This is a genomic window from Sphingobacterium spiritivorum ATCC 33861, assembly GCF_000143765.1.
Lineage (GTDB): Bacteria > Bacteroidota > Bacteroidia > Sphingobacteriales > Sphingobacteriaceae > Sphingobacterium > Sphingobacterium spiritivorum.
Map to the genome: position 1 here is coordinate 25,427 of NZ_GL379776.1, position 21,343 is coordinate 46,769.

Below are 21,343 nucleotides of genomic sequence, written 5' to 3' on the forward strand. Positions count from 1 at the left end.
TTTTCTCACCATTTGTAAGCAAACAACTGAAAACCAAGCCAATTATTTAGACATAATTTCAGTTTTATTTGTCCTGACCTGAAAAAATGTCGCTTCAAATCAATTTAAACGGACATTTTTTCCGATAATTTTAGGAAAACCGTATAGGCATAATGATTGTTACCCTCATAGAAAATCTAATACGATATGAATTTCAACAACTATACGATCAAAGCTCAGGAAGCCATTCAAAAGGCTTCTGAAATCGCCTCAGGCAATCAGCAGCAGGCGATCGAACCCGCACATATTTTAAAAGCATTACTGACCGTTGATGAAAACATCATTGGTCACTTATTAAAAAAACTAAATGTAAATATTGCCTATCTTGAGGGAGAAGTGGACAAACAAATCCAAAGTTACCCAAAGGTTAGCGGAAGCAACATCTATCTGAGTAACGAGGCTAATTCTGCACTTCAGAAAGCACAATCCTATCTCAAGGAATTCAATGACGAGTTTATTTCCATTGAACATTTACTTTTAGGCATACTGAACGCAGGCGGTAAAACCGCTTCCCTGCTTAAAGATCAGGGTGTAAATGAAAAGGATCTGAAACTGGCTATCAAGGAACTACGCGGAAATAACCGCGTTACAGATCAGAATGCGGAGGCCACTTTCAATGCATTAAATAAATACGCCCGGAATCTGAATGAATTTGCAGAATCCGGAAAACTTGACCCTGTCATCGGCCGTGACGAAGAAATCCGCCGGGTGATGCAGATCCTTTCCCGCAGGACCAAAAATAATCCTATACTCGTGGGTGAACCGGGTGTGGGTAAGACAGCTATTGCGGAAGGTATTGCTCACCGTATAATCAAGGGTGATGCACCGGAAAACCTGAAATCCAAAACGGTATTTTCTCTGGATATGGGTGCGCTGATCGCCGGAGCCAAATATAAAGGAGAATTTGAGGAGCGTCTTAAAGCTGTTGTCAAAGAAGTTTCCGACAGTGACGGAGAAATTATACTTTTTATAGATGAGATCCATACGCTGGTCGGTGCCGGAGGTGGCGAAGGTGCTATGGATGCGGCTAATATTCTGAAACCAGCCTTAGCAAGAGGCGAACTCCGTGCCATAGGTGCGACTACACTCAATGAGTATCAGAAATATTTTGAAAAGGATAAAGCCTTAGAGCGCCGTTTCCAAAAAGTAATGGTTGGTGAGCCCGACACGCAGGACGCCATATCTATATTAAGAGGACTAAAAGAGCGATATGAGACACATCATAAAGTAAGAATTCTGGATGAAGCAATTATTTCTGCTGTAGAACTTTCTCAACGCTATATAACAGATCGTTTTTTACCGGATAAGGCTATCGACCTTGTGGACGAGGCTGCTTCAAAACTTCGCTTAGAAATGGATTCCGTTCCCGAAGCGGTAGATGAACTGGAACGTCGGATCATGCAACTGGAAATCGAGCGTGAAGCGATCAAAAGAGAAAACGACGAGAAGAAAGTAAACGAACTGTCTGAGGTGATTGCCAACCTGGCTTCCGAACGCGATTCACTGAAAGCCGCATGGCAATCTGAAAAATCTCTTGTAGATGAAGTCAATCAGGAAATTGCCAATATTGAGAACTTCAAACTGGAAGCAGATCAGGCTGAACGTGCAGGAGACTACGGTAAAGTAGCGGAGCTGCGATATGGTAAAATTAAAGAAGCACAGGATCATGTCGAAAAGTTAAAAGCTGAACTGGCGGAAAAGCAAGCCAGCAGCCGTATGCTGAAAGAAGAAGTAACTTCTGAAGACATCGCAGATGTTGTATCACGATGGACAGGTATTCCGGTTAATAAAATGGTACAATCCGAACGTGAAAAGCTCCTGACACTGGAAGAAGAGTTACACAAACGTGTAGCAGGACAGCATGAAGCGATCGAAGCCATCTCTGATGCTATACGCAGATCGCGCGCCGGACTGAGTGACGCCAAACGCCCGATCGGTTCGTTTATCTTTCTGGGTACTACCGGGGTAGGTAAAACTGAATTAGCCAAAGCACTGGCAGAATTTCTTTTTGATGATGAGCAGGCTATGATTCGTATCGATATGTCCGAGTATCAGGAACGTCACGCCGTATCCCGTCTTATAGGTGCGCCTCCGGGATATGTAGGTTATGATGAAGGTGGTCAGCTGACAGAAGCGGTGAGACGTCGCCCATATTCAGTAGTATTACTGGATGAGATTGAAAAAGCACATCCCGATGTTTTCAACATCCTGTTACAGGTATTGGATGACGGACATCTGACGGATAACAAAGGTCGTGTCGTCAACTTCAAAAACACGATTATCATCATGACTTCTAATACAGGGTCACATATTATTCAGGAAAACTTCTCTCATCTTAATGATGATAACAAGGATGAAGTAGTAGCTAAAACCAGAAGTGAGGTTTTCGAATTACTACAGAAATCTATACGTCCGGAGTTCTTAAACAGAATTGATGAAGTTATCATGTTCACACCGCTGAGCCGAACCGAGATTGGCGACATTGTCCGTCTTCAGTTCAGTAAAGTTCAACATCAGCTGGCAGAACAGAATATATTTATCTCGGCTACAGATGAAGCACTGGATTGGCTGGCTCAACTCGGATATGATCCGGTATATGGTGCAAGACCGCTGAAACGTGTGATCCAAAAACGTATACTGAATGAATTATCAAAGGAAATCCTTTCCGGAAAGATCTCCAGAGATTCAATTATACAACTGGATACGTTCGACGGACAGTTTGTGTTCCTGAATAAGGATAAAGAAACCAACTAAAGTTAGCATCCTTAACGGACAAATTATATAAGAAGCTGCAGTAAACTAATCATGGTATGATTAGTTTACTGCAGCTCTTTTATTTTTATTCATCAGGGTTACAATCCGGTTCATCCAGTAATCTTTGATGACTTTTCATAAAGAATTTTGTAAGCCTTTATTGGTCAGTATCTTCATATGGATGAGCTGTAGTATCATATGATAAGTTATTAAACATGATAAAAAGTCTTCCCTACCCTTCTTAAAAGCCTATACCTTTCCTTGCTCCAGTTTTGAGAATTTCAGATATCCGATATGAAGCTCATCCGCTTCTGAAATTTCAGTTTGCCGGATTGACAATGTATATTTTGATCTGAATTCTGCAGACAACAGATCTTCCACCTCATACACATCGTCTACATCTATCCCGTATTTGTCATCGATATGCGAAGAAGTATGGTGTTTCCAAAAGACTGTTTCTTTTGCAGCAGCAATAGCAGCGGCCATATGCTCTGCAACCACCAGTTGCTTGTAATGATATTCCTCAAAATCATTTTCCTTATATCCGCCAAGGTTCACAAAGAACAGCTTCAATTCTGCATTTTCACGCTTACCTTTTTCAACCACTTCAATCGTATAGCCATCCACGACATTCACTTCACGCCATACGTCTACATGTAGATTGCCGGATGCTTCCTGCCAGAAATCCCGCATAGAAAACAAAAGGGATGGCAGGCTCTCACCTATTCCAAAATACATATCATGCTGTTCCGTATGCCGGCCTTCAGGCTTACATCCCAGCAATACCATAAATAATTTTTGATCCATAATTAGACAAATTGACAAATATTTTTCGCAAATTACACTTAAATATATTCAAATAAATACCATCTATAAAAAACAAATGAAAAACCTTTCCTTATTCCTGACCCTGTTTTTACTATCCGTTGCAAGCTCAGCCTTTGCTCAGAAGACTGATCAAAAACTGGAAAAGAAACTCAAAGAACTTACCCGTGATTTCCATGGTGATATAGGCATCTATGTACGTCATCTCAGAACGAACAAAGAAGTTATGATTAATGCAGACAGTATTTTTCCTACGGCAAGCATTATCAAAGTACCCATTCTGGCAGGTGTATTTAATAAGATCGGAAAAGGGGAATTAAAGTACAACGACAAATTTGTATATCGTCAGAGCCGGGTCTATGGCGGTTCGGGACTGATGCAGTTTTTTAAAGATAGCATAGAGACAGATCTGTCTACTATGGCAGCACTGATGATAGGATACAGTGATAATGTGACTTCCATCTGGTGTCAGGAACTAGCCGAAGGCACCAAAATTAATGAGCTGATGGATGAATTAGGATTACCCAATACCCGTGTCAATTCCCGGACAGCAGGAAGAGAAGCTATCTGGAAAAAATACGGCTGGGGACATACTACGCCACGGGAAATGGCAACTCTTCTGACGCTGATACGTGCAGGTAAAGTGATATCACCGGATCTGTCCGACAAGATGTATCGTATATTGGGAAATGTTTTTTACAACGAGCGTTCATTATCCCAGATACCATCTTATATAAAGACTGCTTCAAAGAGTGGCTCTCTGGAGGATGTAAGAACTGAAGTCGTACTGGTGAATGCTCCAAGCGGAGACTATGTATTCAGTGTATTTACTAAAAATAACAAGGACAGGAGCTGGGAAAAATCCAATGAAGCCGAAGTATTGACACGCAGTATATCCAGCTTACTATGGAATTATTTTGAACCCAAGCATCCTTTTCCAAAACAACGCCTTCTGGATTAAGACCGGTTCTATTTTACCTGTATTCAAAAACCAAATCAAGTGTAGAACGTTATTAAGGTATACAGTGTATATAAAGCACATTTACCTTTTAATACTATGAATACAAACAGATTATCAAAAGAAATGCAGTCCGCACTGATCGCTCAAATGACAAAAGAAGCCAGTGCAGCACAAATTTACCTGTCATTGGGCATATGGGCGGATGATCAGGGATATGGTGGTATTGCGAATTTTCTATTCAGACATGCCAATGAGGAAAGGAACCATATGACCAAGTTTATGGAATATATTCTGGAACGTGGAGGTAAACCTCGTGTAGAAGCTATTCCTGCGCCTCCTGCAGAACCCAAATCATTGACAGAATGCTTCAACAGAGTATTTCAACATGAAGTAGACAATACAGAAGCCATATACAACATCGTCAATCTATCGATGAAAGAACAGGATTGGGCAACGTGGAATTTTGCACAGTGGTTTGTCAAAGAACAGATTGAAGAAGAGAAATTGGCGCTGGAATTAATAGACAAGTTGAAAATCGCCGGCGGTGATAAAGCTACGGACGAATCGTTGTTCAACCTGGACAAAGCATTGGGAGAAGCAGATGACGAAGTGAGCCTGGCCCGTGAAGCAACTGCTGAAAATCCATAAGACAGACAACAAAAGCTTATATAAAACAAAAAGCGGTGACTGTATATAGGTCACCGCTTTTATTTTATAGAATAATATTCTTTTAGATGTGTTACAGGATAGCTTCTCTGACACGCACCAATTTTGTCAAAAGACCTTCCAGAAGATCTAAATGAAGCATATTTGCGCCATCAGACTTAGCATTAGCCGGATCCGGATGTGTTTCAATAAAAAGACCGTCTGCTCCTACAGCAATAGCAGCTTTAGCAATGGTCTCGATAAGCTCAGGCTTTCCTCCTGTCACACCCGAAGTCTGATTGGGTTGTTGCAAAGAGTGCGTACAGTCCATTACTGTAGGCACCTGAAATGCTTTCATCTGCGGAATTCCTCTGAAATCCACAATCAGATCCTGATATCCGAAGGTATTTCCGCGATCGGTCAGAAAAACTTTATTATTCCCGGAGTCGATTACTTTATCTACCGCAAACTTCATTGATTCTGCAGAAAGGAATTGTCCTTTTTTAATATTCACTACTTTTCCTGTTTCAGCCGCAGCCACCAGCAATTCGGTCTGACGACATAGAAAAGCAGGAATTTGAAGGACATCTACATAGGCCGCTGCAAGAGCTGCCTCATGGCTTTCATGAATATCCGTAACAGTAGGCACTCCAAAAGTTTGTCCAACTTTTTCCAAAATTTTCAATGCTTTTTCATCTCCTATTCCGGTAAATGAATCTACGCGTGAACGGTTTGCTTTGCGGTATGATCCTTTAAAAATATAAGGGATATTAAGTTTATCTGTAATAGTAACGATCTTTTCAGCAATGCGGAGCGCAATATCTTCTCCTTCAATTGCACAAGGGCCGGCCATCAGAAAAAAATTGGCAGACTGACCGTTTTTAATATGAGGTAAATAGGATTGTATCATGTAATAATAAAAAAATTCGTTGTTTGTTAGTTACCCAGTTCGGACATAAACTTGATACGCATTAGTTGAATATCTTCATAGGTATAATCAGCTTCACCTAGTTCTTTCAATGCTGCTTCTATAGAATCCACTTCTGCGCTTTTGAAATAATCATAGACCTCATCCTGACGATCCTGATCGATCATTTCATCGACAAAATATCCGATATTGAGTTTGGTACCAGAATTAACGATAGATTCCACTTCTTTCAGAAGATCTTCATAGGACACCCCTTTTGAGGAGGCAATATCTTCCAGTCCGATCTTACGGTCAATATTCTGGATAATGGAGACTTTCAGTGCTGATTTATTAGCCGTACTCTTGATAACCATATCCTGTGGACGATCAATATCATGATCTTCCACATATTTTTTGATAAGTTCGACAAATGGTGCTCCAAATTTGAGCGCCTTCCCTGATCCCACACCATGAATCTGTTTCATTTCATCCATTGAAATCGGATAGCAGGTACACATTTCATCGAGTGAAGGGTCCTGAAAGATAACAAACGGCGGAAGAGATTTTTGCTTGGCAATCTTTTTCCGCAATTCTTTCAGCATTTTCAACAATTCGGTATCCATAGCACCTGAGCTTTGTGTAGGTTCTTCAGAACCGTCGACATCGGCTTTTTCCATGGGTCTGTTGAGAATAAATTTGATGGCATATGGATTATCGATGTACTTACGGCCACCGTCCGTCAGCATTAATAACCCGTAATGATCGATATCTTTCTTCAGAAAATTAGCAAGTTCCGCCTGTCTGAGTACGGATTTCCAGTAAATCACACCTTGTTCTTTACCTTTACCGAACAAAGCATGTTCATCGTGCTTGTAAGCCGATACCGGTTGGTTAGTCTGTCCCATCAGGACATTGATCAGGTGCTGATCATCGAACTTCTCTCCCTGCTCTTTAATAAATCCCAACACTTTGAGCAGAGACTCTTCTGCATCAAAGTAGGTCTTCTTTGTCTTACAGTTGTCGCACATATTGTTGCAACCCGCCTCATCAAAATTTTCACCGAAATAGTGTAGAATCTGCTTACGGCGGCATACTGCTGACTCCGAATAATCTATCACTTCTTTTAATATCTGTGTACCGATCTCACGTTCTGACACCGGCTTATCTTTCATGAATTTGGTCAGCTTTTCAACATCCTTTTCAGAATAGAATGTGACACAGACTCCTTCTCCTCCATCTCGTCCTGCACGTCCGGTCTCCTGATAGTAGCCTTCCATTGATTTTGGAATATCATGGTGGATGACATATCTGACATCAGGTTTATCAATGCCCATCCCAAAAGCTATTGTCGCCACGATGACCTCGACATCTTCCATCAGAAATTTGTCCTGTGTATCTGCACGTGTCTTGGCATCCAGCCCTGCATGATAAGGTAATGCTTTGATACCGTTGATATTTAATACCTCGGCGATTTCTTCAACCTTCTTACGGCTCAGACAATATACAATTCCAGTCTTTCCTGAATTATTTTTGATAAAACGGACAATCTCTTTGACAACGTTCTTTTTTGTCCGAACTTCATAATACAGATTGGTACGGTTGAAGGACGATTTGAACAGTGTAGCATCCGTCATCTGCAGATTTTTACGGATATCAGACTGCACCTTAGGGGTAGCTGTAGCCGTCAGCGCAATAATAGGAATATTTTCACCTATACCATTGATTACCTGCCGGATCTTACGATATTCAGGTCTGAAGTCATGTCCCCATTCGGAGATACAATGTGCTTCATCCACAGCTACAAAAGAGACCGTGATCTGTCGTAAAAATTCAATATTCTCATCTTTAGACAGCGACTCCGGAGCGACATATAACAACTTGGTCTTACCCTGTGTTACATCCTGTTTTACTTTCGTAATTTCTCCCTTATTGAGAGAAGAATTCAGAAAATGTGCAATACTATCCGTGCCTCCGAATGCTCTGAGTTGGTCTACCTGATTCTTCATCAATGCAATGAGCGGAGAGATGACAATAGCGGTACCCTGACTCATAAGCGCAGGCAGCTGATAACATATGGATTTACCCCCACCTGTCGGCATAATTACGAAAGTGTCTTTTTTATTGAGCACATTTGTAATAATAGCCTCCTGGTCTCCTTTAAACGTATCAAACCCGAAAAAATCCTGAAGATTATCAAATAATGACTTTTCTATATCCATTGACTAAGGGAAAATTAAGATAGACTACAACCTTTTTTTAAGTTAAATAATAACTTATTTTTGTGAATAAATGAATATATAAAAATAGATATAATATTTGTGAAAAACAATACTCAAATCAAAAACATAGCCATTGAGGCCATCGCGCTGGAAGCACAATCCGTACAAAATCTGACAAACAATATCAATGATGATTTTGTAGGTGTTGTGCATGAAATCCTTAACCTCAAAGGCCGCGTTATCGTCACCGGAATCGGCAAAAGTGCCATCATAGCACAAAAGATCGTAGCTACCCTCAATTCGACAGGCACGCCTTCTATTTTTCTTCATGCGGCAGATGCTATCCACGGAGACCTGGGCATCGTACAGCCTCAGGATCTGATCATTGCACTATCCAAAAGCGGCAACACACCGGAAATAAAAGTTCTCGTTCCATTTTTGAAACAAACACAAAATAAGCTTGTAGCCATAGTCGGAAATACCGGATCTTTTCTGGCTCAACATGCAGACTACATCCTGGATACTACTGTCGAGCGGGAAGCATGTCCCAACAACCTCGCTCCCACAACGAGCACTACTGCTCAACTTGCAATGGGAGATGCGCTGGCTGTTGTCCTGCAGGAATGCCGTGAATTTTCGGACCGCGACTTTGCAAAGTACCACCCTGGAGGAGCATTAGGAAAGCAGTTGTATCTTAAAGTAAGTGATCTTTCAGATCAAAACGGCAAACCTGAAGTTAGTCCTGAGGCTTCCGTCAGACAAATTATTATTACGATCACACAATTTCGCCTTGGAGCTACAGCCGTGATTGATCAGGGCACTATACTGGGTATTATTACAGATGGAGATATTCGCCGAATGCTGGAAACTCACGATGATTTGTCTCACATCACAGCAAAAGATATTATGGGTAAAAGCCCTAAGCTCATTGACAAAAATGAGTTGGCTGTCAATGCTCTTCACCAGATGAAAGACAATAATATCACACAGTTGCTGGCTACGGAAAACGGAAAATACGCAGGCATAATACATATACAGGATCTATTGAAAGAAGGGATTATTTAATGGTTTAAGCGCTCCCCTGCATAATACCCTTAATTCAAACGCTTACTCACATGGAATTATACTATACATTTTCTATTTTAATAGTTCTGGCAGCTATTTTTGCCTACCTTAATCACCGCTTTCTGCGGCTGCCTTCTTCGATTGGCATTATGTTGATTGCGCTATTAGTTTCCGTATGCATCGTTCTTTTCGGAGACAGGATAGCAGGCAACGAGATTTCGAAGTTTTCTTCTATGATCACTAAGCTTGACTTTTCGGATGTGCTTATGGGGGCTATGCTTAATTTTTTACTCTTTGCAGGAGCAATTCATATCAATATCAACGACCTCAAAAGTCAAAAAGGAGCAGTCATGTTCTTCTCCACTTTAGGAGTCGTTATATCTACTTTCATGGTAGGTTTACTGATGTATTATATCTTACCTGTTCTTAACATCCACCTACCGCTGATTTACTGTCTGATATTTGGTGCGTTAATCTCTCCTACCGATCCGATTGCCGTGCTGAGTATTCTCAAAACAACCGGTGTGTCCAAAGCACTGGAAACAAAATTTGCGGGTGAATCCCTCTTTAATGACGGGGTTGCGGTAGTTCTTTTCGCCGTCTTACTAAATATTGCTTTAGGCACATCGACAGATATCACCATTGCCAATGTAGGCTGGTTATTTGTAAAAGAAGCCGGAGGAGGTCTTGTACTGGGGATAGCGCTCGGTCAGCTCTGCTCCTATCTGATGAGAAAGATTGATGACTATAAAGTATCGGTACTCATGAGTCTGGCTGTAGTGATGGGCGGTTATCTGGTTGCACATTCTTTTCATTGTTCGGGACCGCTTACAATGGTAGCCGCAGGGTTGATCATCGGTAATAAAAACAACACAAAGGGAGCAATGTCTGAGGAAACTAAAGATTATCTGAATAAATTCTGGGAACTGATAGATGAGATCCTGAATGCTATTCTGTTTCTAATTATTGGTTTTGAACTGTTAATCATACCCAGCATTCCTAATTATTGGATCTTAGGTTTTACTTCTGTAGTACTGGTATTGATTGCTCGCTTTGTTTCCATATACATTCCGGGAAGATTATTTCCAAAATTGAATATCAATAAAGCCGCGACGACATTACTGGTATGGGGAGGATTGCGAGGTGGAGTTTCTATTGCTCTGGCCCTGTCTCTTCCGGTTGGTGAACATAAAGACTTAGTTTTAGGAATTACCTATTTTGTAGTTATTTTTTCTATATTAGTTCAGGGCTTGACTCTCGGGAATCTGGCCGGAAGAATTAAGAAAATGGCTACACAGGACAAGTTGAAGTAACAATACTACATCATTTTCGTAATATTGTTGTTAAAAAGGTGTTATAACCTATTGTTTTAATTAGATATAGCCTAAATTTGGTACATAGATTGATATACTTAACTTAAACAAATTGAAATATGAAAAATCTCTTCGCCATCGTAGCAGTAGTAATTGCATTCGTAGGATTTACCTCAATGCAGACAGGTAAAGGTGAATTTAAATTCGAGAAAGAAACACATGACTTTAGCAGTATCCCTGTAGGGAAACCAGCTTCATATGAATTCAAATTTACTAATGGCGGTTCAGAACCTATTATCATCTCTGATGTAAAGCCAGCTTGCGGATGTTCAGTTGCTGAATTCACTAAAACTCCAATCAAACCCGGAGATGCAGGTGTAGTAAAAGTAACGTATAATGCGGCTTCAAAAGGTCCTTTTACAAAGAGTTTTACTGTAACTTCTAATACAAAAACTCCGGTGAAAACATTATACATCAAAGGAATTGTTGAATAACAGGCTTCCTTCAAAAGAAAATTCACAAAGGCATCCCAAACGGATGCCTTTGTTCGTTTAAGCGGCCCGAACAGATTATATATGTCTAAATACTAACCGCTAAGTATTAAAAATTTCGTAGATTTGGCATCAAAATTTTAGAACAATTTACTATGCCAGCAATTTCAAGTAAAGGCATTCACATGCCTGCTTCGCCAATCCGTAAACTAACACCATTTGCTGATAAAGCCAAGAAAGAAGGAAAAAAAATCTACCATTTAAACATTGGCCAGCCGGATATCGAGACGCCTCAGATTATGTTAGATGCCATTAAGAATATTGATTTCAAAGTATGGGCCTACACACCTTCTGAAGGAACTGCGGCGTATAGAAATAAACTAGTTGAATATTACAATAAACTTGATTACAATGTCACTGCTTCAGATATCCTGGTAACTAACGGAGGTTCCGAAGCGATTACCATTGCGATGCAGGCTTGTCTTAATCCGGGAGAGGAAGTTATTATCCCTGAGCCGTTTTATGCAAATTACAACGGATTCGCCTGTGCTGCAGATATTGTTGTCAAACCGATTATGTCTTATATTGACAATGGATTTGCATTGCCTCCTATTGCCGAATTCGAAAAACTGATTACGGATAAAACCAAGGCTATTGCGATCTGTAACCCGAATAATCCGACGGGATATCTGTATTCCCGTGAAGAATTAGAAGCATTACGTGATCTGTGTCTTAAATATGATTTGTTTTTATTTTCGGATGAAGCATACCGTGAGTTTTGCTATGATGGCAAAGCTTTTATTTCACCTATGCATCTGGAAGGTCTGGAACAACACGTTGTCATCTTTGACACGGTTTCAAAACGTTATTCTGCCTGCGGTGCCAGACTAGGTTGTCTGGTGACCAAAAACAAAGAGTTGTACAATGTTGCTTTAAAATTTGCACAGGCTCGCTTGAGTCCTCCTGCTGTAGCACAGATTGCTGCCACTGCCGCAGTAGACACTCCGGATAGTTATTTTGAAGCTGTATCCAAAGAATATACAGCTCGCAGAGACACGTTGGTCCAGGGATTGAACAGTATTGAAGGTGTATTCTGTCCTAATCCCGGAGGAGCATTCTATGTGGTTGCAAAATTACCAATTGATAATGCAGACAAATTTTGTCAGTGGATGCTGGAATCGTTTTCATATGAAAATCAAACAGTCATGATGGCACCTGCAACGGGCTTTTACAGTACCCCCGGAGCAGGTCTGAATGAGGTTCGTATGGCGTATGTACTGAATCAGTCTGACTTAAAAAACGCACTTGTATGTCTTGAAAAAGCGCTTGCCGAATATCCGGGCAGAACGCTGTAAATCAAAACATTACAACACTAAAAATATTAAAAAGCCTTTTCATGCAAAACATGAAAAGGCTTTTTAATAAAACAATTTAGCCTCTTGATCGTTTATATAATAGTAACGATTTAAATAGAATAGTATGGATAAATTGAAAAAATTTGAGTTGATGGAAAAGATTGTACGTGAACTCGAGGACGTACGTAACAGTCAACAAGCTGTATTAGAAAAAATCGGCAAAATTGAAGTTGACAATATTGAACTTGGAGATAAAAATCTGGAAAACACACTTCCGGATATTTACCAGCGTACAGCTGACAATTCGGATGCAATACGGGATTTATTAAACTCCTTTCAGGAGAAAACGGATGATTTCGGTGAGAAAAATAATGTTGACAAGCTAAAAGAACAGCAACAAATCAACAGTATTAAATAGTTTTTTTCAAAATTACAAATGAAAAAGGGTTGCGAATGTAAATTTGCAACCCTTTTTATATGTTATTCTCTCCTGATGTTTACTTTCAGGATTTGACAACTTTTCGGCTTTCTTTAATTTTCATGTACTCTCCGATTACAAATTCCAGCTGTTCATCCTGATTGAGATCCGAATTATCCAGTACAATAGCATCTTCAGCCTGTCTTAGCGGACTTTCTTCGCGGGTACTATCTATATGATCGCGGTGAGCAAGGTTTTCCATTACATCTTTCATGGTAACGTGTTCCCCTTTTGCTGTCAATTCCAGGTATCTGCGTTCTGCACGGACCATCGGATCTGCCGTCATAAAGATCTTAAGATCGGCATCCGGAAATACAGTTGTACCTATATCCCGGCCATCCATGATAATATTTCTTCTTTTCCCCAGTTTCTGTTGTTGTGCGACCATGGCTTTCCGAACAGCTTTGAGAGCACTGACTTCACTCACTTTATCTGAAATATACATCTGACGTATTTCGTCTGAAATATCTTCATCATTGAGATGGATCTCGGTTTTTTCGATATTAGGAATAAAATCTATATGTATAAGATCCAAAGCCTTACTAATAGCTTCTTCACTGTTCATATCTATTTGTTCACGGATAAAATACAGTGTAACCGCACGGTACATCGCTCCGCTATCGATGAATACAAAATTTAATTTTTTAGCAAGAGCTTTTGCCAATGTACTCTTTCCGCAGGAAGAGAAACCATCTATTGCAATAATAAAATTATGCCGGGTGCTCATATCTTAAACATTTCCTCCTATAATGACTCCTGGTTTGTTGACCAAAGGAACCTTTGAGAGATTTTCATCAACAATACTTTCCGGAAGGAAGATGTATTTTTTATCATAGATCACCCCTCCTATATAATAACTTAACCAATATTCATTTGTCAATCCGAAAACCTGATCATCAATCGCCTCTATCTTAACAAACGAAGCCGGTGCAACATCTCCGATAAAATGTCTGAGGGTTGTAGTCTTCACTTCCTTACCATCTTTTTTTCCATAGCCTTTTGAAGTGACGAACACATTTTCCAATCCTTCATTTTTTTCATTGATCAGATATACTTTCCAGTTTTGGGAAGTCGGTGTATCTCCTTCCAACACCACAGAAATCAGAATATCTTCTACAATATTTTCAGGCAAATCTTTTTTCATGCAACGCGCTATATCAACGATTAAAGTTACTTTTTTGCTGTTGTTTTTTTGGCTCTCGGCGCAGCTTTTTTTGCTGTGCTTTTCGCAGCTTTACCTTTCGGAGCATCTGCTTCAGCCCATTTCAGCACATCTTCATAGCTGATTTTCTCTATTTCTGTACCTTTAGGGATTTTAATATTTTGCTTACCAAAACGTATAAAAGGTCCCCATCTTCCATTTTCGATCTGTGCATCCGGATTTTCATCAAATACACGGATTACTTTATCTTTATCTTTCTGTCTTTTATCTTTTATGATCCCGATCGCTTCTTCCTCTGTCACATCATGCGGATCCATCCCTTTCGGCAAGGAATAGAATGAACCGTCATGTCTGATATAAGGTCCGAAACGACCAATTGCAACAGTCATATCTTTTTCTTCAAAAGCACCTATTTTTTTAGGCAGCTTGAACAGTTCCAAAGCATCTTCAAAAGTAATGGTTTCGATCATCTGACCTTTACGAAGAGATGCAAATCTTGGCTTTTCTTCATCATCTGCACTACCAATCTGTACTAATGGTCCGAAACGACCTACTCTGACGGTTACCGGTTTACCTGTTTCAGGATCCGTTCCGAGTTCACGTTCGTGTGTAGCGCGTTCAGCATTTTCAAGAGTATCCTGTACTTCTGTATGGAACGGTCCGTAGAATCCTTTCATCATCTCTGTCCACTCCGTAAGCCCCTGAGCGATATCATCAAACTCTTTCTCTACTTTAGCTGTAAAATGATAGTCTACGATTCCTTTAAAATGTTCTACCAGAAAATCATTGACCAGTACGCCAATATCAGTAGGGAACATTTTAGATTTTTCAGCACCTGTGATCTCTGTTTTAGTAAGGGTATTTACCTGACCGTTTTCCAGTGTCAGTACCTGATAGTCCCGTGAACGTCCTTCTCTATCCTCCTTCTCTACATATCCGCGATTTTGAATCGTTGAAATCGTAGGTGCATAAGTAGACGGACGGCCAATACCAAGTTCTTCCAGTTTCTTCACCAGAGAAGCTTCGGTATATCTCGCGGGCGGCCGAGAAAAGCGCTGAATGGCATTCATTGTTCTCAACTGCACGGCCTGCCCCTGCTCCAAAGGAGGTAAAAGTGTATTTGATGAATCGTCATCTGTTCCAGGATCGGTATCCTCATCCGTAGATTCCATATAGACTTTGAGGAAACCGTCGAATTTCATCACTTCTCCTGAAGCAACAAGCATCTCCGAACGTGTAGATACGGCGATTTTTGCAGTTGTCTTTTCAAACTCTGCTTCACTCATCTGCGAAGCGATGGCACGTTTCCAGATTAACTCATAAAGACGTCTTTCAGAAGAATCACCTTCAATGGTGTGATCAGAGAAATAGGTAGGACGAATAGCCTCGTGCGCTTCCTGTGCCCCTGCCGCTTTTGTTTTATACTTTCTCATCTTATGGTATTTGGTACCATAAGCATTAGTAATCTCTTTTTCAGCCGATTCTATTGCAGTATCACTCAGGTTGACAGAGTCGGTACGCATATAGGTAATACGTCCGGCTTCATAAAGACGCTGTGCCACCTGCATTGTTCTGGCAACCGAAAAGCCCAGCTTGCGACTAGCTTCCTGCTGAAGAGTGGAGGTCGTAAAAGGTGCTGAAGGTGTTCTTTTAGCCGGTTTCTTCTCCAATGATGACACTGAAAAAGATGCGGAAATACAATCTTTCAGAAATTGTGCTGCTTCTGCCTCCGTTTCAAAGCGCTGCGGTAATTCAGCTTTAAACTGTTCTTTGCCCTTTCCTGTCAGAAAAAGAGCAATTATCTTGAATGAAGCCTCTGCTTCAAATTTATTGATTTCTCTTTCGCGCTCAACAATAAGCCTTACAGCCACAGACTGTACACGACCAGCAGAAAGAGAAGGTTTGACTTTACGCCATAATACAGGTGACAATTCGAATCCCACCAAACGATCCAGCACACGTCTAGCCTGCTGCGCATTTACCAGATTGTAATCTATTGTGCGGGGTGTTTCAATTGCTTTCAGAATAGCTGGCTTTGTAATTTCATGAAAGACAATACGTTTTGTATTTTGCTCTTTTAGTCCTAAAGTTTCGTATAAGTGCCAGGAAATCGCTTCTCCTTCCCGGTCCTCATCGGACGCGAGCCATACCATTTCGGCTTCTTTTGCTAATTTTTTCAACTCACTGACTACAGCCTTTTTATCTGAAGGAACTTCGTACTTCTGTTGAAAGTTATTTTCCGTATCAATGGCATCATCTGTCTTCACCAGATCCCTGATATGTCCATAACTAGACTTCACCAGAAAGTCCTTTCCCAAATATCCTTCGATTGTTTTAGCCTTAGCAGGCGACTCTACTATGAGCAAATTTTTAGCCATCTATGTATTTTGATTTCTGCAAATAAAAGTATTTCTTAAAGAATAGACAACTATTGTCGTCACTATATTGGGGCAAACTTATGAAAATCTCCGGCTATTATTGTAAAAAAATCACATCCAAAAGGTAAAATACTGCGAATATGACAGACGCAATACCATTTGTCGTCATAAAAGCTCTATCCACCTTACTGAGATCCGTAGGACTTACAATCCGGTGCTGATAGATCAGCAACAGACCGTAAAAAGCCAATCCCAGATAATAGAACCAACTAACATGCATATAAAAGGCCGGCAAAACAACAAATATAAAAGAGATCACATGCAGGCATTCGGACACCCGCAAAGCATTTTTGGTCCCCAGTCTTACCGGAATGGAATTCAGATTGTTGGCACGATCAAATTCTTCATCCTGCAAAGCATAAATAATATCAAAACCACTGGCCCATGTCATGACAGCGATACCGTAAAAGACCGGAATGATATTAAATTGACCTGTCACCACCAGATACGCTCCTATTGGCGCCAGTCCAAGACCAACTCCCAGTACAAGATGACATAAAGGAGTGATGCGTTTGGTATAACTATAAAAAAGGACAACAAATAAAGCTATTGGTGACAAATAGAAACATAACGGATTGATCAGGTAAGTAGCTCCTGTAAAAATCGCACAATTGATAATCGTAAACAACAAAGCCTGTCGGGCGCTGATACGACCAGCCGGGATATCACGCATAACTGTGCGCGGATTTTTAGCATCAATATCTCTGTCCAGATACCTGTTAAACGCCATAGCAGCATTTCGCGCTGTCACCATACAAACCAGCATCAGTACAAGTTTTATCCATTCAAATGAGTAAGATGTAGTGTGTACGGCCAGAAAAAATCCGATCAGAGCAAACGGAAGGGCAAAAACACTGTGCGCAAATAAGACTAAAGAAAAATACTTCTTCATACAAACTTCTTAAAACTTACCTTCAGCCTCCGGCGGCACGAAACGCGTATTAATGTCATTGATCATTTCTAATATAGGCTCACATCCTGTCTTTGTTTCCGCAGATGTAAGGAAATGAGGAGGTACCTCTTCAAACCATTGTAACAGTGACTTTCTGAATTTGGCAATATTCACATCCGATTTCACAGCAGACTGTTTATCGGCTTTTGTGAAGATCAGCATAAACGGAAGTCCGCACTCTCCTAACCAGCAACAGAAATCCAGATCTATTTTCTGTGGCTCATGGCGACTGTCTATCAGCACAAATACACACTGCAGATTATCTCGGTGTGTCAGATATCTTCTGATAAATTTTTGCCATTCCGAACGGTTTGTCTTTGAAGTCTGGGCAAAGCCATATCCCGGTAAATCCACCAAAAACCATTCATCATTAATAATAAAATGATTGATCAGTTGTGTTTTCCCTGGTTTTTGTGAGGTCTTGGCAAGTCCCTTTTTATTGGTCATTGCATTGATCAGAGAGGATTTACCAACGTTAGAACGTCCGATAAAAGCATACTCCGGCAATGTTGGATCAGGAAGTTTGTCGACTCTTGTATTGCTGCAGACGAATTCAGCTTTCTTTACTAGCATAGGACAAAGGTATGATTAATTGATTGGAAAATTAAATGAGCACTGACATCTCTGTTTCGAAACGAACTGAAACAGGATACAGGATATATGATCTGCAAACCAAAGCTCTTCACAAGTGAGCACTCAACCTGCTGGCTATAATGATAGTATATACTATTAATAAAAAAATAATCAGTTAACCTAATAGGATGTATTATAATCTGGTTTATTTCATTTATTTTAGGCAAAATAATCAAAATCACTATGCTTGACATTCAACACATCGTCAAACAGTATGCTAACCACAGAGCCTTGGATGATGTCTCACTTTTTATCCCCAAAGGGAAAATATTCGGACTTCTGGGACCTAACGGAGCAGGAAAGACTTCCCTTATACGCATTATCAATCAAATCACAGCTCCCGATGAAGGACAGATCCTCTTCAACGGAGAAGTTTTAAACCCCAATCACATAGGTAAAATCGGATATCTGCCTGAAGAACGCGGCCTTTACAAAAAAATGAAAATTGGCGAGCAGATGCTGTATCTCGCACAATTAAAAGGGCTGTCAAAAGCTGAAGCTTCTACCAAAATCCGATATTGGTTTGAAAAACTGCAGATTCAATCCTGGTGGGACAAAAAGGTAGAAGATCTGAGCAAGGGTATGCAACAGAAAGTACAATTCGTAGCTACAATTGTACATGAGCCGGAACTGATTATTCTGGATGAACCTTTTTCGGGATTTGATCCTGTCAATGCTCAGATTATTCAGGATGAGATCCTGGAACTGAATAAAAAGGGTGCTACTATCATTTATTCTACCCACCGGATGGAGACCGTGGAAGAGTTGTGTGATAATATTGCGCTGATTAACAAATCAAAGAAAATTCTGGACGGATCTGTAAAAGAGATCAAACAGAAATATAAAAATCAGACCTTTACGCTGCAATTCGAACAGGATGCAACCCTGCAGGACTGGCACAATCCGGAGCTTTTTGAAGTCATCACTTACCCGCAACCTGATGAATCATCGGATGATCATGCCGAGATAACCCTGAAACTTCAGGAAGGTATCAAACTTAATGATGCACTTTCTTATCTTATTCCTAAAATCAGCATTCATCAGATTATAGAAAAGGTTCCTTCCATGCAGGACATCTTTATCGAAAATGTAACAAAATCCCAACTTAACAGCTCCTCTTATGAATAAGGTATTATTGATTATAAAACGTGAATATTTTTCAAGAGTAAAAAAGAAATCTTTTTTGCTGCTCACCTTTCTGGTACCGTTATTCTTTATCGGGATGTATGTACTGATCTTCTACTTAACAAAAAAGAGCTTTGAAGATTCTCATGCAACCGTTTATGTTATAGACAATGAAGGGAATACGGGTGCATTATTAAAAAGCAATAAGAATATCACCTATATCGAATCCCTGAAGTCGCTTCAGGATCAGAAGAAAGATCTGGATCCGGAGAAAGGTAATTCAGGTATCCTTATTATTCCTAAAGATTTTTATAAAACGACAAACATAGAATACCTTACAATAGGTAAGGCAGGTGTAAGTACTCAGTCTGAGATTGAGAATCAACTGGAAGAGATTGTCAGAAACTATGAATATAAGGAAGCAGGCATTGACATAAAAACTTTAGACAACATACGTCCTAAAATTAATCTTGTTGCCAAGGAATTAACAGAAACAGGCTCTGAAAAGGCGAGCCATACGGAGGTGGCAATGGGAATAGCGATGGGACTCTCTATTCTGATCTATATCTCTCTGTTCCTGTACGGAGCACAGGTGATGCGTGGTATTATTGAAGAAAAAAGCAGTCGTATAGTTGAAGTCATTATTTCCAGTGTAAAACCTTTCCAGCTTATGCTGGGAAAAATCATTGGAATCGGTATGGTGGGACTTACGCAGTTTATTCTATGGCTGTTGCTCACAGTAGGACTGACCACTATAGCAACTTCTACAATGTTGTCTAAAGAGGATCTCACCGGAGCCATGAACAGTCAGGGACAGGCACAACAACTGGAGGCTATGAATTCTTCGGGATTTGACTTTCAGGAAGCTATGCAATCTGTGAATTTCCCTCAGTTGATTATCTGTTTCTTTATTTTCTTTATCGGCGGATACCTGCTTTACAGTGCATTATTTGCTGCAGCCGGATCGGCAGTAGAAAGCGAAACTGAAGCATCCCAGTTTACAATGCCTATCACGATGCCGCTTTTGCTGACCTACATTCTGTCATTTGGTGTATTGGTCAATGATCCGAACGGGCCGGTTGCCACATGGCTGAGCTTTATTCCGTTCACCTCTCCTATTGCGATGCTCGTCAGAATTCCTTTCGGCGTCCCGACCTGGCAGATTATTGTGTCAGCTTTATTACTTGTAGGTGGATTTCTTCTGACCACATGGGTAGCTGCCCGGATCTACAGAGTAGGTATATTAATGTACGGTAAGAAAGCCAGCTTTAAGGAAATGATAAAATGGTTTAACTATAAACGTTAATTACAGAAATAAATATATTTAGCCCTTATATCTTAAATATCTTAGGTATAAGGGCTTTTTTGTATCTCATACCATATAAAAGACTGTTGTCAATTATGTAACTTTTTTTATCATTACAGTTCAACATTCAGATTGATCTGTTGGAACATAAGGTCTTTACATTATTTATTTCTCTTTTTTAGTACTTCATCCAGACTAAAGAAGAATTTCCTCTGGGTTGCTAACAGAAAAGATGCCCCACTTCCTATCCATACAGAATAATCAAAAGTAGATTTAATGCCCAATGTAACGGTCATAGAAAGCGCAAAAATCAGTAATAGTATTCCACAGCTAATTGCAACTATCCTGGTCTTAAACCCAAGAATAATCAAAATGCCTAAAATAATTTCAGTAGCAGTAGCAAAGTAGGCATTTAACTTTGTCATTACGGTCGGCAGAAATGAGGTAATCTGTCCGGTATAAGCTATAAAGGCATCCATATTTCCCCAGACAGAATTTGCTGCAGGCCATAGTCCAAAACGATCAGCAACAGCAGAAAGAAGAGTAATGCCAACGCTAACCGAAGAAAAAGCTGTGTATAGAGGGTATTATTGGCATGTTCCATCAGAAATATTTTAATTCATACAAATTTCAGTTACCAGCTGTATAAAAAACTTAAACTGGTTTAAGAAAATA

At 40.2% G+C, this 21,343-nt stretch carries 20 protein-coding genes; 10 read left to right on the forward strand and 10 right to left on the reverse strand.

Annotated elements, in window-relative coordinates; translation table 11 throughout:
• Positions 1-186: 186 nt before the first annotated feature.
• Entirely contained in the window at positions 187-2,793 is a 2,607-nt protein-coding gene (gene clpB, locus HMPREF0766_RS19165; RefSeq protein ID WP_003001081.1) for an ATP-dependent chaperone ClpB, read from the forward strand.
• A 249-nt stretch (positions 2,794-3,042) separates the two neighbouring features.
• On the opposite strand, the gene HMPREF0766_RS19170 is transcribed toward clpB, so the two are convergent.
• The gene (locus HMPREF0766_RS19170; protein ID WP_003001084.1) at positions 3,043-3,600 is read right to left on the reverse strand and encodes a DUF1543 domain-containing protein; all 558 of its coding nucleotides are present in this window, start codon (positions 3,598-3,600) and stop codon (positions 3,043-3,045) included.
• A gap of 76 nt (positions 3,601-3,676) precedes the next feature.
• On the opposite strand from HMPREF0766_RS19170, the gene HMPREF0766_RS19175 reads away from it, so the two are divergent.
• Entirely contained in the window at positions 3,677-4,579 is a 903-nt protein-coding gene (locus HMPREF0766_RS19175) for a serine hydrolase (RefSeq protein WP_003001086.1), read from the forward strand.
• A gap of 96 nt (positions 4,580-4,675) precedes the next feature.
• Positions 4,676-5,227, forward strand: a complete 552-nt coding sequence (locus HMPREF0766_RS19180; protein WP_003001089.1) for a ferritin — start codon at positions 4,676-4,678, stop codon at positions 5,225-5,227.
• Between the two features lie 91 nt (positions 5,228-5,318).
• Here HMPREF0766_RS19180 and kdsA read toward each other — a convergent pair whose 3' ends face one another.
• Positions 5,319-6,134 (reverse strand): 3-deoxy-8-phosphooctulonate synthase, encoded by an 816-nt coding sequence (gene kdsA / locus HMPREF0766_RS19185; RefSeq protein WP_003001092.1) that lies wholly within the window; start codon positions 6,132-6,134, stop codon positions 5,319-5,321.
• A 26-nt stretch (positions 6,135-6,160) separates the two neighbouring features.
• Positions 6,161-8,350: a DNA helicase RecQ gene (gene recQ / locus HMPREF0766_RS19190; RefSeq protein ID WP_003001095.1), complete on the reverse strand. Its 2,190-nt coding sequence runs from the start codon at positions 8,348-8,350 to the stop codon at positions 6,161-6,163.
• Between the two features lie 99 nt (positions 8,351-8,449).
• Between recQ and HMPREF0766_RS19195 the strand changes: the two genes are divergently transcribed.
• From HMPREF0766_RS19195 to HMPREF0766_RS19215, 5 genes are all read left to right on the forward strand, one after another.
• Entirely contained in the window at positions 8,450-9,415 is a 966-nt protein-coding gene (locus tag HMPREF0766_RS19195; protein ID WP_003001098.1) for a KpsF/GutQ family sugar-phosphate isomerase, read from the forward strand.
• A gap of 50 nt (positions 9,416-9,465) precedes the next feature.
• Positions 9,466-10,728, forward strand: a complete 1,263-nt coding sequence (locus tag HMPREF0766_RS19200) for a cation:proton antiporter (protein WP_003001101.1) — start codon at positions 9,466-9,468, stop codon at positions 10,726-10,728.
• 119 nt (positions 10,729-10,847) lie between these two features.
• A complete protein-coding gene (locus HMPREF0766_RS19205) occupies positions 10,848-11,222 on the forward strand; it encodes a DUF1573 domain-containing protein (protein ID WP_003001104.1) in 375 nt (124 codons plus the stop codon).
• Between the two features lie 152 nt (positions 11,223-11,374).
• Positions 11,375-12,574 carry a pyridoxal phosphate-dependent aminotransferase gene (locus HMPREF0766_RS19210; RefSeq protein ID WP_003001108.1) on the forward strand — a complete coding sequence of 400 codons (1,200 nt, stop codon included), beginning with the start codon at positions 11,375-11,377 and terminating at the stop codon, positions 12,572-12,574.
• Between the two features lie 124 nt (positions 12,575-12,698).
• Entirely contained in the window at positions 12,699-12,992 is a 294-nt protein-coding gene (locus HMPREF0766_RS19215; protein WP_003001111.1) for a hypothetical protein, read from the forward strand.
• Positions 12,993-13,077: 85 nt separating this feature from the next.
• Here HMPREF0766_RS19215 and cmk read toward each other — a convergent pair whose 3' ends face one another.
• From cmk to yihA, 5 genes are all read right to left on the reverse strand, one after another.
• Complete coding sequence (gene cmk / locus HMPREF0766_RS19220) at positions 13,078-13,779, reverse strand: (d)CMP kinase (protein WP_003001115.1); 702 nt, start codon at positions 13,777-13,779, stop codon at positions 13,078-13,080.
• Between the two features lie 3 nt (positions 13,780-13,782).
• Positions 13,783-14,196 carry a hypothetical protein gene (locus HMPREF0766_RS19225; protein WP_003001118.1) on the reverse strand — a complete coding sequence of 138 codons (414 nt, stop codon included), beginning with the start codon at positions 14,194-14,196 and terminating at the stop codon, positions 13,783-13,785.
• A 26-nt stretch (positions 14,197-14,222) separates the two neighbouring features.
• On the reverse strand, positions 14,223-16,592 hold the full coding sequence (gene topA, locus HMPREF0766_RS19230) for a type I DNA topoisomerase (RefSeq protein ID WP_003001121.1): 2,370 nt from the start codon (positions 16,590-16,592) through the stop codon (positions 14,223-14,225).
• Positions 16,593-16,689: 97 nt separating this feature from the next.
• The gene (locus HMPREF0766_RS19235; RefSeq protein WP_003001124.1) at positions 16,690-17,544 is read right to left on the reverse strand and encodes a 4-hydroxybenzoate octaprenyltransferase; all 855 of its coding nucleotides are present in this window, start codon (positions 17,542-17,544) and stop codon (positions 16,690-16,692) included.
• A 9-nt stretch (positions 17,545-17,553) separates the two neighbouring features.
• Positions 17,554-18,177, reverse strand: coding sequence for a ribosome biogenesis GTP-binding protein YihA/YsxC (yihA, locus tag HMPREF0766_RS19240; RefSeq protein WP_003001127.1), 624 nt, complete (start codon positions 18,175-18,177; stop codon positions 17,554-17,556).
• A gap of 243 nt (positions 18,178-18,420) precedes the next feature.
• Here yihA and HMPREF0766_RS19245 point away from each other — a divergent pair, with 243 nt between their 5' ends.
• The gene (locus HMPREF0766_RS19245; protein WP_003001130.1) at positions 18,421-19,365 is read left to right on the forward strand and encodes an ABC transporter ATP-binding protein; all 945 of its coding nucleotides are present in this window, start codon (positions 18,421-18,423) and stop codon (positions 19,363-19,365) included.
• Complete coding sequence (locus HMPREF0766_RS19250) at positions 19,358-20,668, forward strand: ABC transporter permease (protein WP_003001134.1); 1,311 nt, start codon at positions 19,358-19,360, stop codon at positions 20,666-20,668. The genes HMPREF0766_RS19245 and HMPREF0766_RS19250 overlap by 8 nt, the downstream gene beginning before the upstream one ends.
• Positions 20,669-20,829: 161 nt before the next feature.
• On the opposite strand, the gene HMPREF0766_RS19255 is transcribed toward HMPREF0766_RS19250, so the two are convergent.
• Entirely contained in the window at positions 20,830-21,147 is a 318-nt protein-coding gene (locus HMPREF0766_RS19255) for a DoxX family membrane protein (protein WP_003001139.1), read from the reverse strand.
• Positions 21,132-21,272, reverse strand: coding sequence for a hypothetical protein (locus tag HMPREF0766_RS22610; protein ID WP_003001142.1), 141 nt, complete (start codon positions 21,270-21,272; stop codon positions 21,132-21,134). The genes HMPREF0766_RS19255 and HMPREF0766_RS22610 overlap by 16 nt, the downstream gene beginning before the upstream one ends.
• Positions 21,273-21,343 lie beyond the last annotated feature (71 nt).

What these genes read in the sequence shown, in the direction of transcription:
- clpB (WP_003001081.1), top strand. Translation starts at nt 187, where the DNA reads ATGAATTTCAACAACTATACGATCAAAGCTCAGGAAGCCATTCAAAAG.
- HMPREF0766_RS19170 (WP_003001084.1), bottom strand. Translation starts at nt 3,600, where the DNA reads ATGGATCAAAAATTATTTATGGTATTGCTGGGATGTAAGCCTGAAGGC.
- HMPREF0766_RS19175 (WP_003001086.1), top strand. Translation starts at nt 3,677, where the DNA reads ATGAAAAACCTTTCCTTATTCCTGACCCTGTTTTTACTATCCGTTGCA.
- HMPREF0766_RS19180 (WP_003001089.1), top strand. Translation starts at nt 4,676, where the DNA reads ATGAATACAAACAGATTATCAAAAGAAATGCAGTCCGCACTGATCGCT.
- kdsA (WP_003001092.1), bottom strand. Translation starts at nt 6,134, where the DNA reads ATGATACAATCCTATTTACCTCATATTAAAAACGGTCAGTCTGCCAAT.
- recQ (WP_003001095.1), bottom strand. Translation starts at nt 8,350, where the DNA reads ATGGATATAGAAAAGTCATTATTTGATAATCTTCAGGATTTTTTCGGG.
- HMPREF0766_RS19200 (WP_003001101.1), top strand. Translation starts at nt 9,466, where the DNA reads ATGGAATTATACTATACATTTTCTATTTTAATAGTTCTGGCAGCTATT.
- HMPREF0766_RS19205 (WP_003001104.1), top strand. Translation starts at nt 10,848, where the DNA reads ATGAAAAATCTCTTCGCCATCGTAGCAGTAGTAATTGCATTCGTAGGA.
- HMPREF0766_RS19210 (WP_003001108.1), top strand. Translation starts at nt 11,375, where the DNA reads ATGCCAGCAATTTCAAGTAAAGGCATTCACATGCCTGCTTCGCCAATC.
- HMPREF0766_RS19215 (WP_003001111.1), top strand. Translation starts at nt 12,699, where the DNA reads ATGGATAAATTGAAAAAATTTGAGTTGATGGAAAAGATTGTACGTGAA.
- cmk (WP_003001115.1), bottom strand. Translation starts at nt 13,779, where the DNA reads ATGAGCACCCGGCATAATTTTATTATTGCAATAGATGGTTTCTCTTCC.
- HMPREF0766_RS19225 (WP_003001118.1), bottom strand. Translation starts at nt 14,196, where the DNA reads ATGAAAAAAGATTTGCCTGAAAATATTGTAGAAGATATTCTGATTTCT.
- topA (WP_003001121.1), bottom strand. Translation starts at nt 16,592, where the DNA reads ATGGCTAAAAATTTGCTCATAGTAGAGTCGCCTGCTAAGGCTAAAACA.
- HMPREF0766_RS19235 (WP_003001124.1), bottom strand. Translation starts at nt 17,544, where the DNA reads ATGAAGAAGTATTTTTCTTTAGTCTTATTTGCGCACAGTGTTTTTGCC.
- yihA (WP_003001127.1), bottom strand. Translation starts at nt 18,177, where the DNA reads ATGCTAGTAAAGAAAGCTGAATTCGTCTGCAGCAATACAAGAGTCGAC.
- HMPREF0766_RS19245 (WP_003001130.1), top strand. Translation starts at nt 18,421, where the DNA reads ATGCTTGACATTCAACACATCGTCAAACAGTATGCTAACCACAGAGCC.
- HMPREF0766_RS19250 (WP_003001134.1), top strand. Translation starts at nt 19,358, where the DNA reads ATGAATAAGGTATTATTGATTATAAAACGTGAATATTTTTCAAGAGTA.
- HMPREF0766_RS19255 (WP_003001139.1), bottom strand. Translation starts at nt 21,147, where the DNA reads ATGGATGCCTTTATAGCTTATACCGGACAGATTACCTCATTTCTGCCG.
- HMPREF0766_RS22610 (WP_003001142.1), bottom strand. Translation starts at nt 21,272, where the DNA reads ATGGAACATGCCAATAATACCCTCTATACACAGCTTTTTCTTCGGTTA.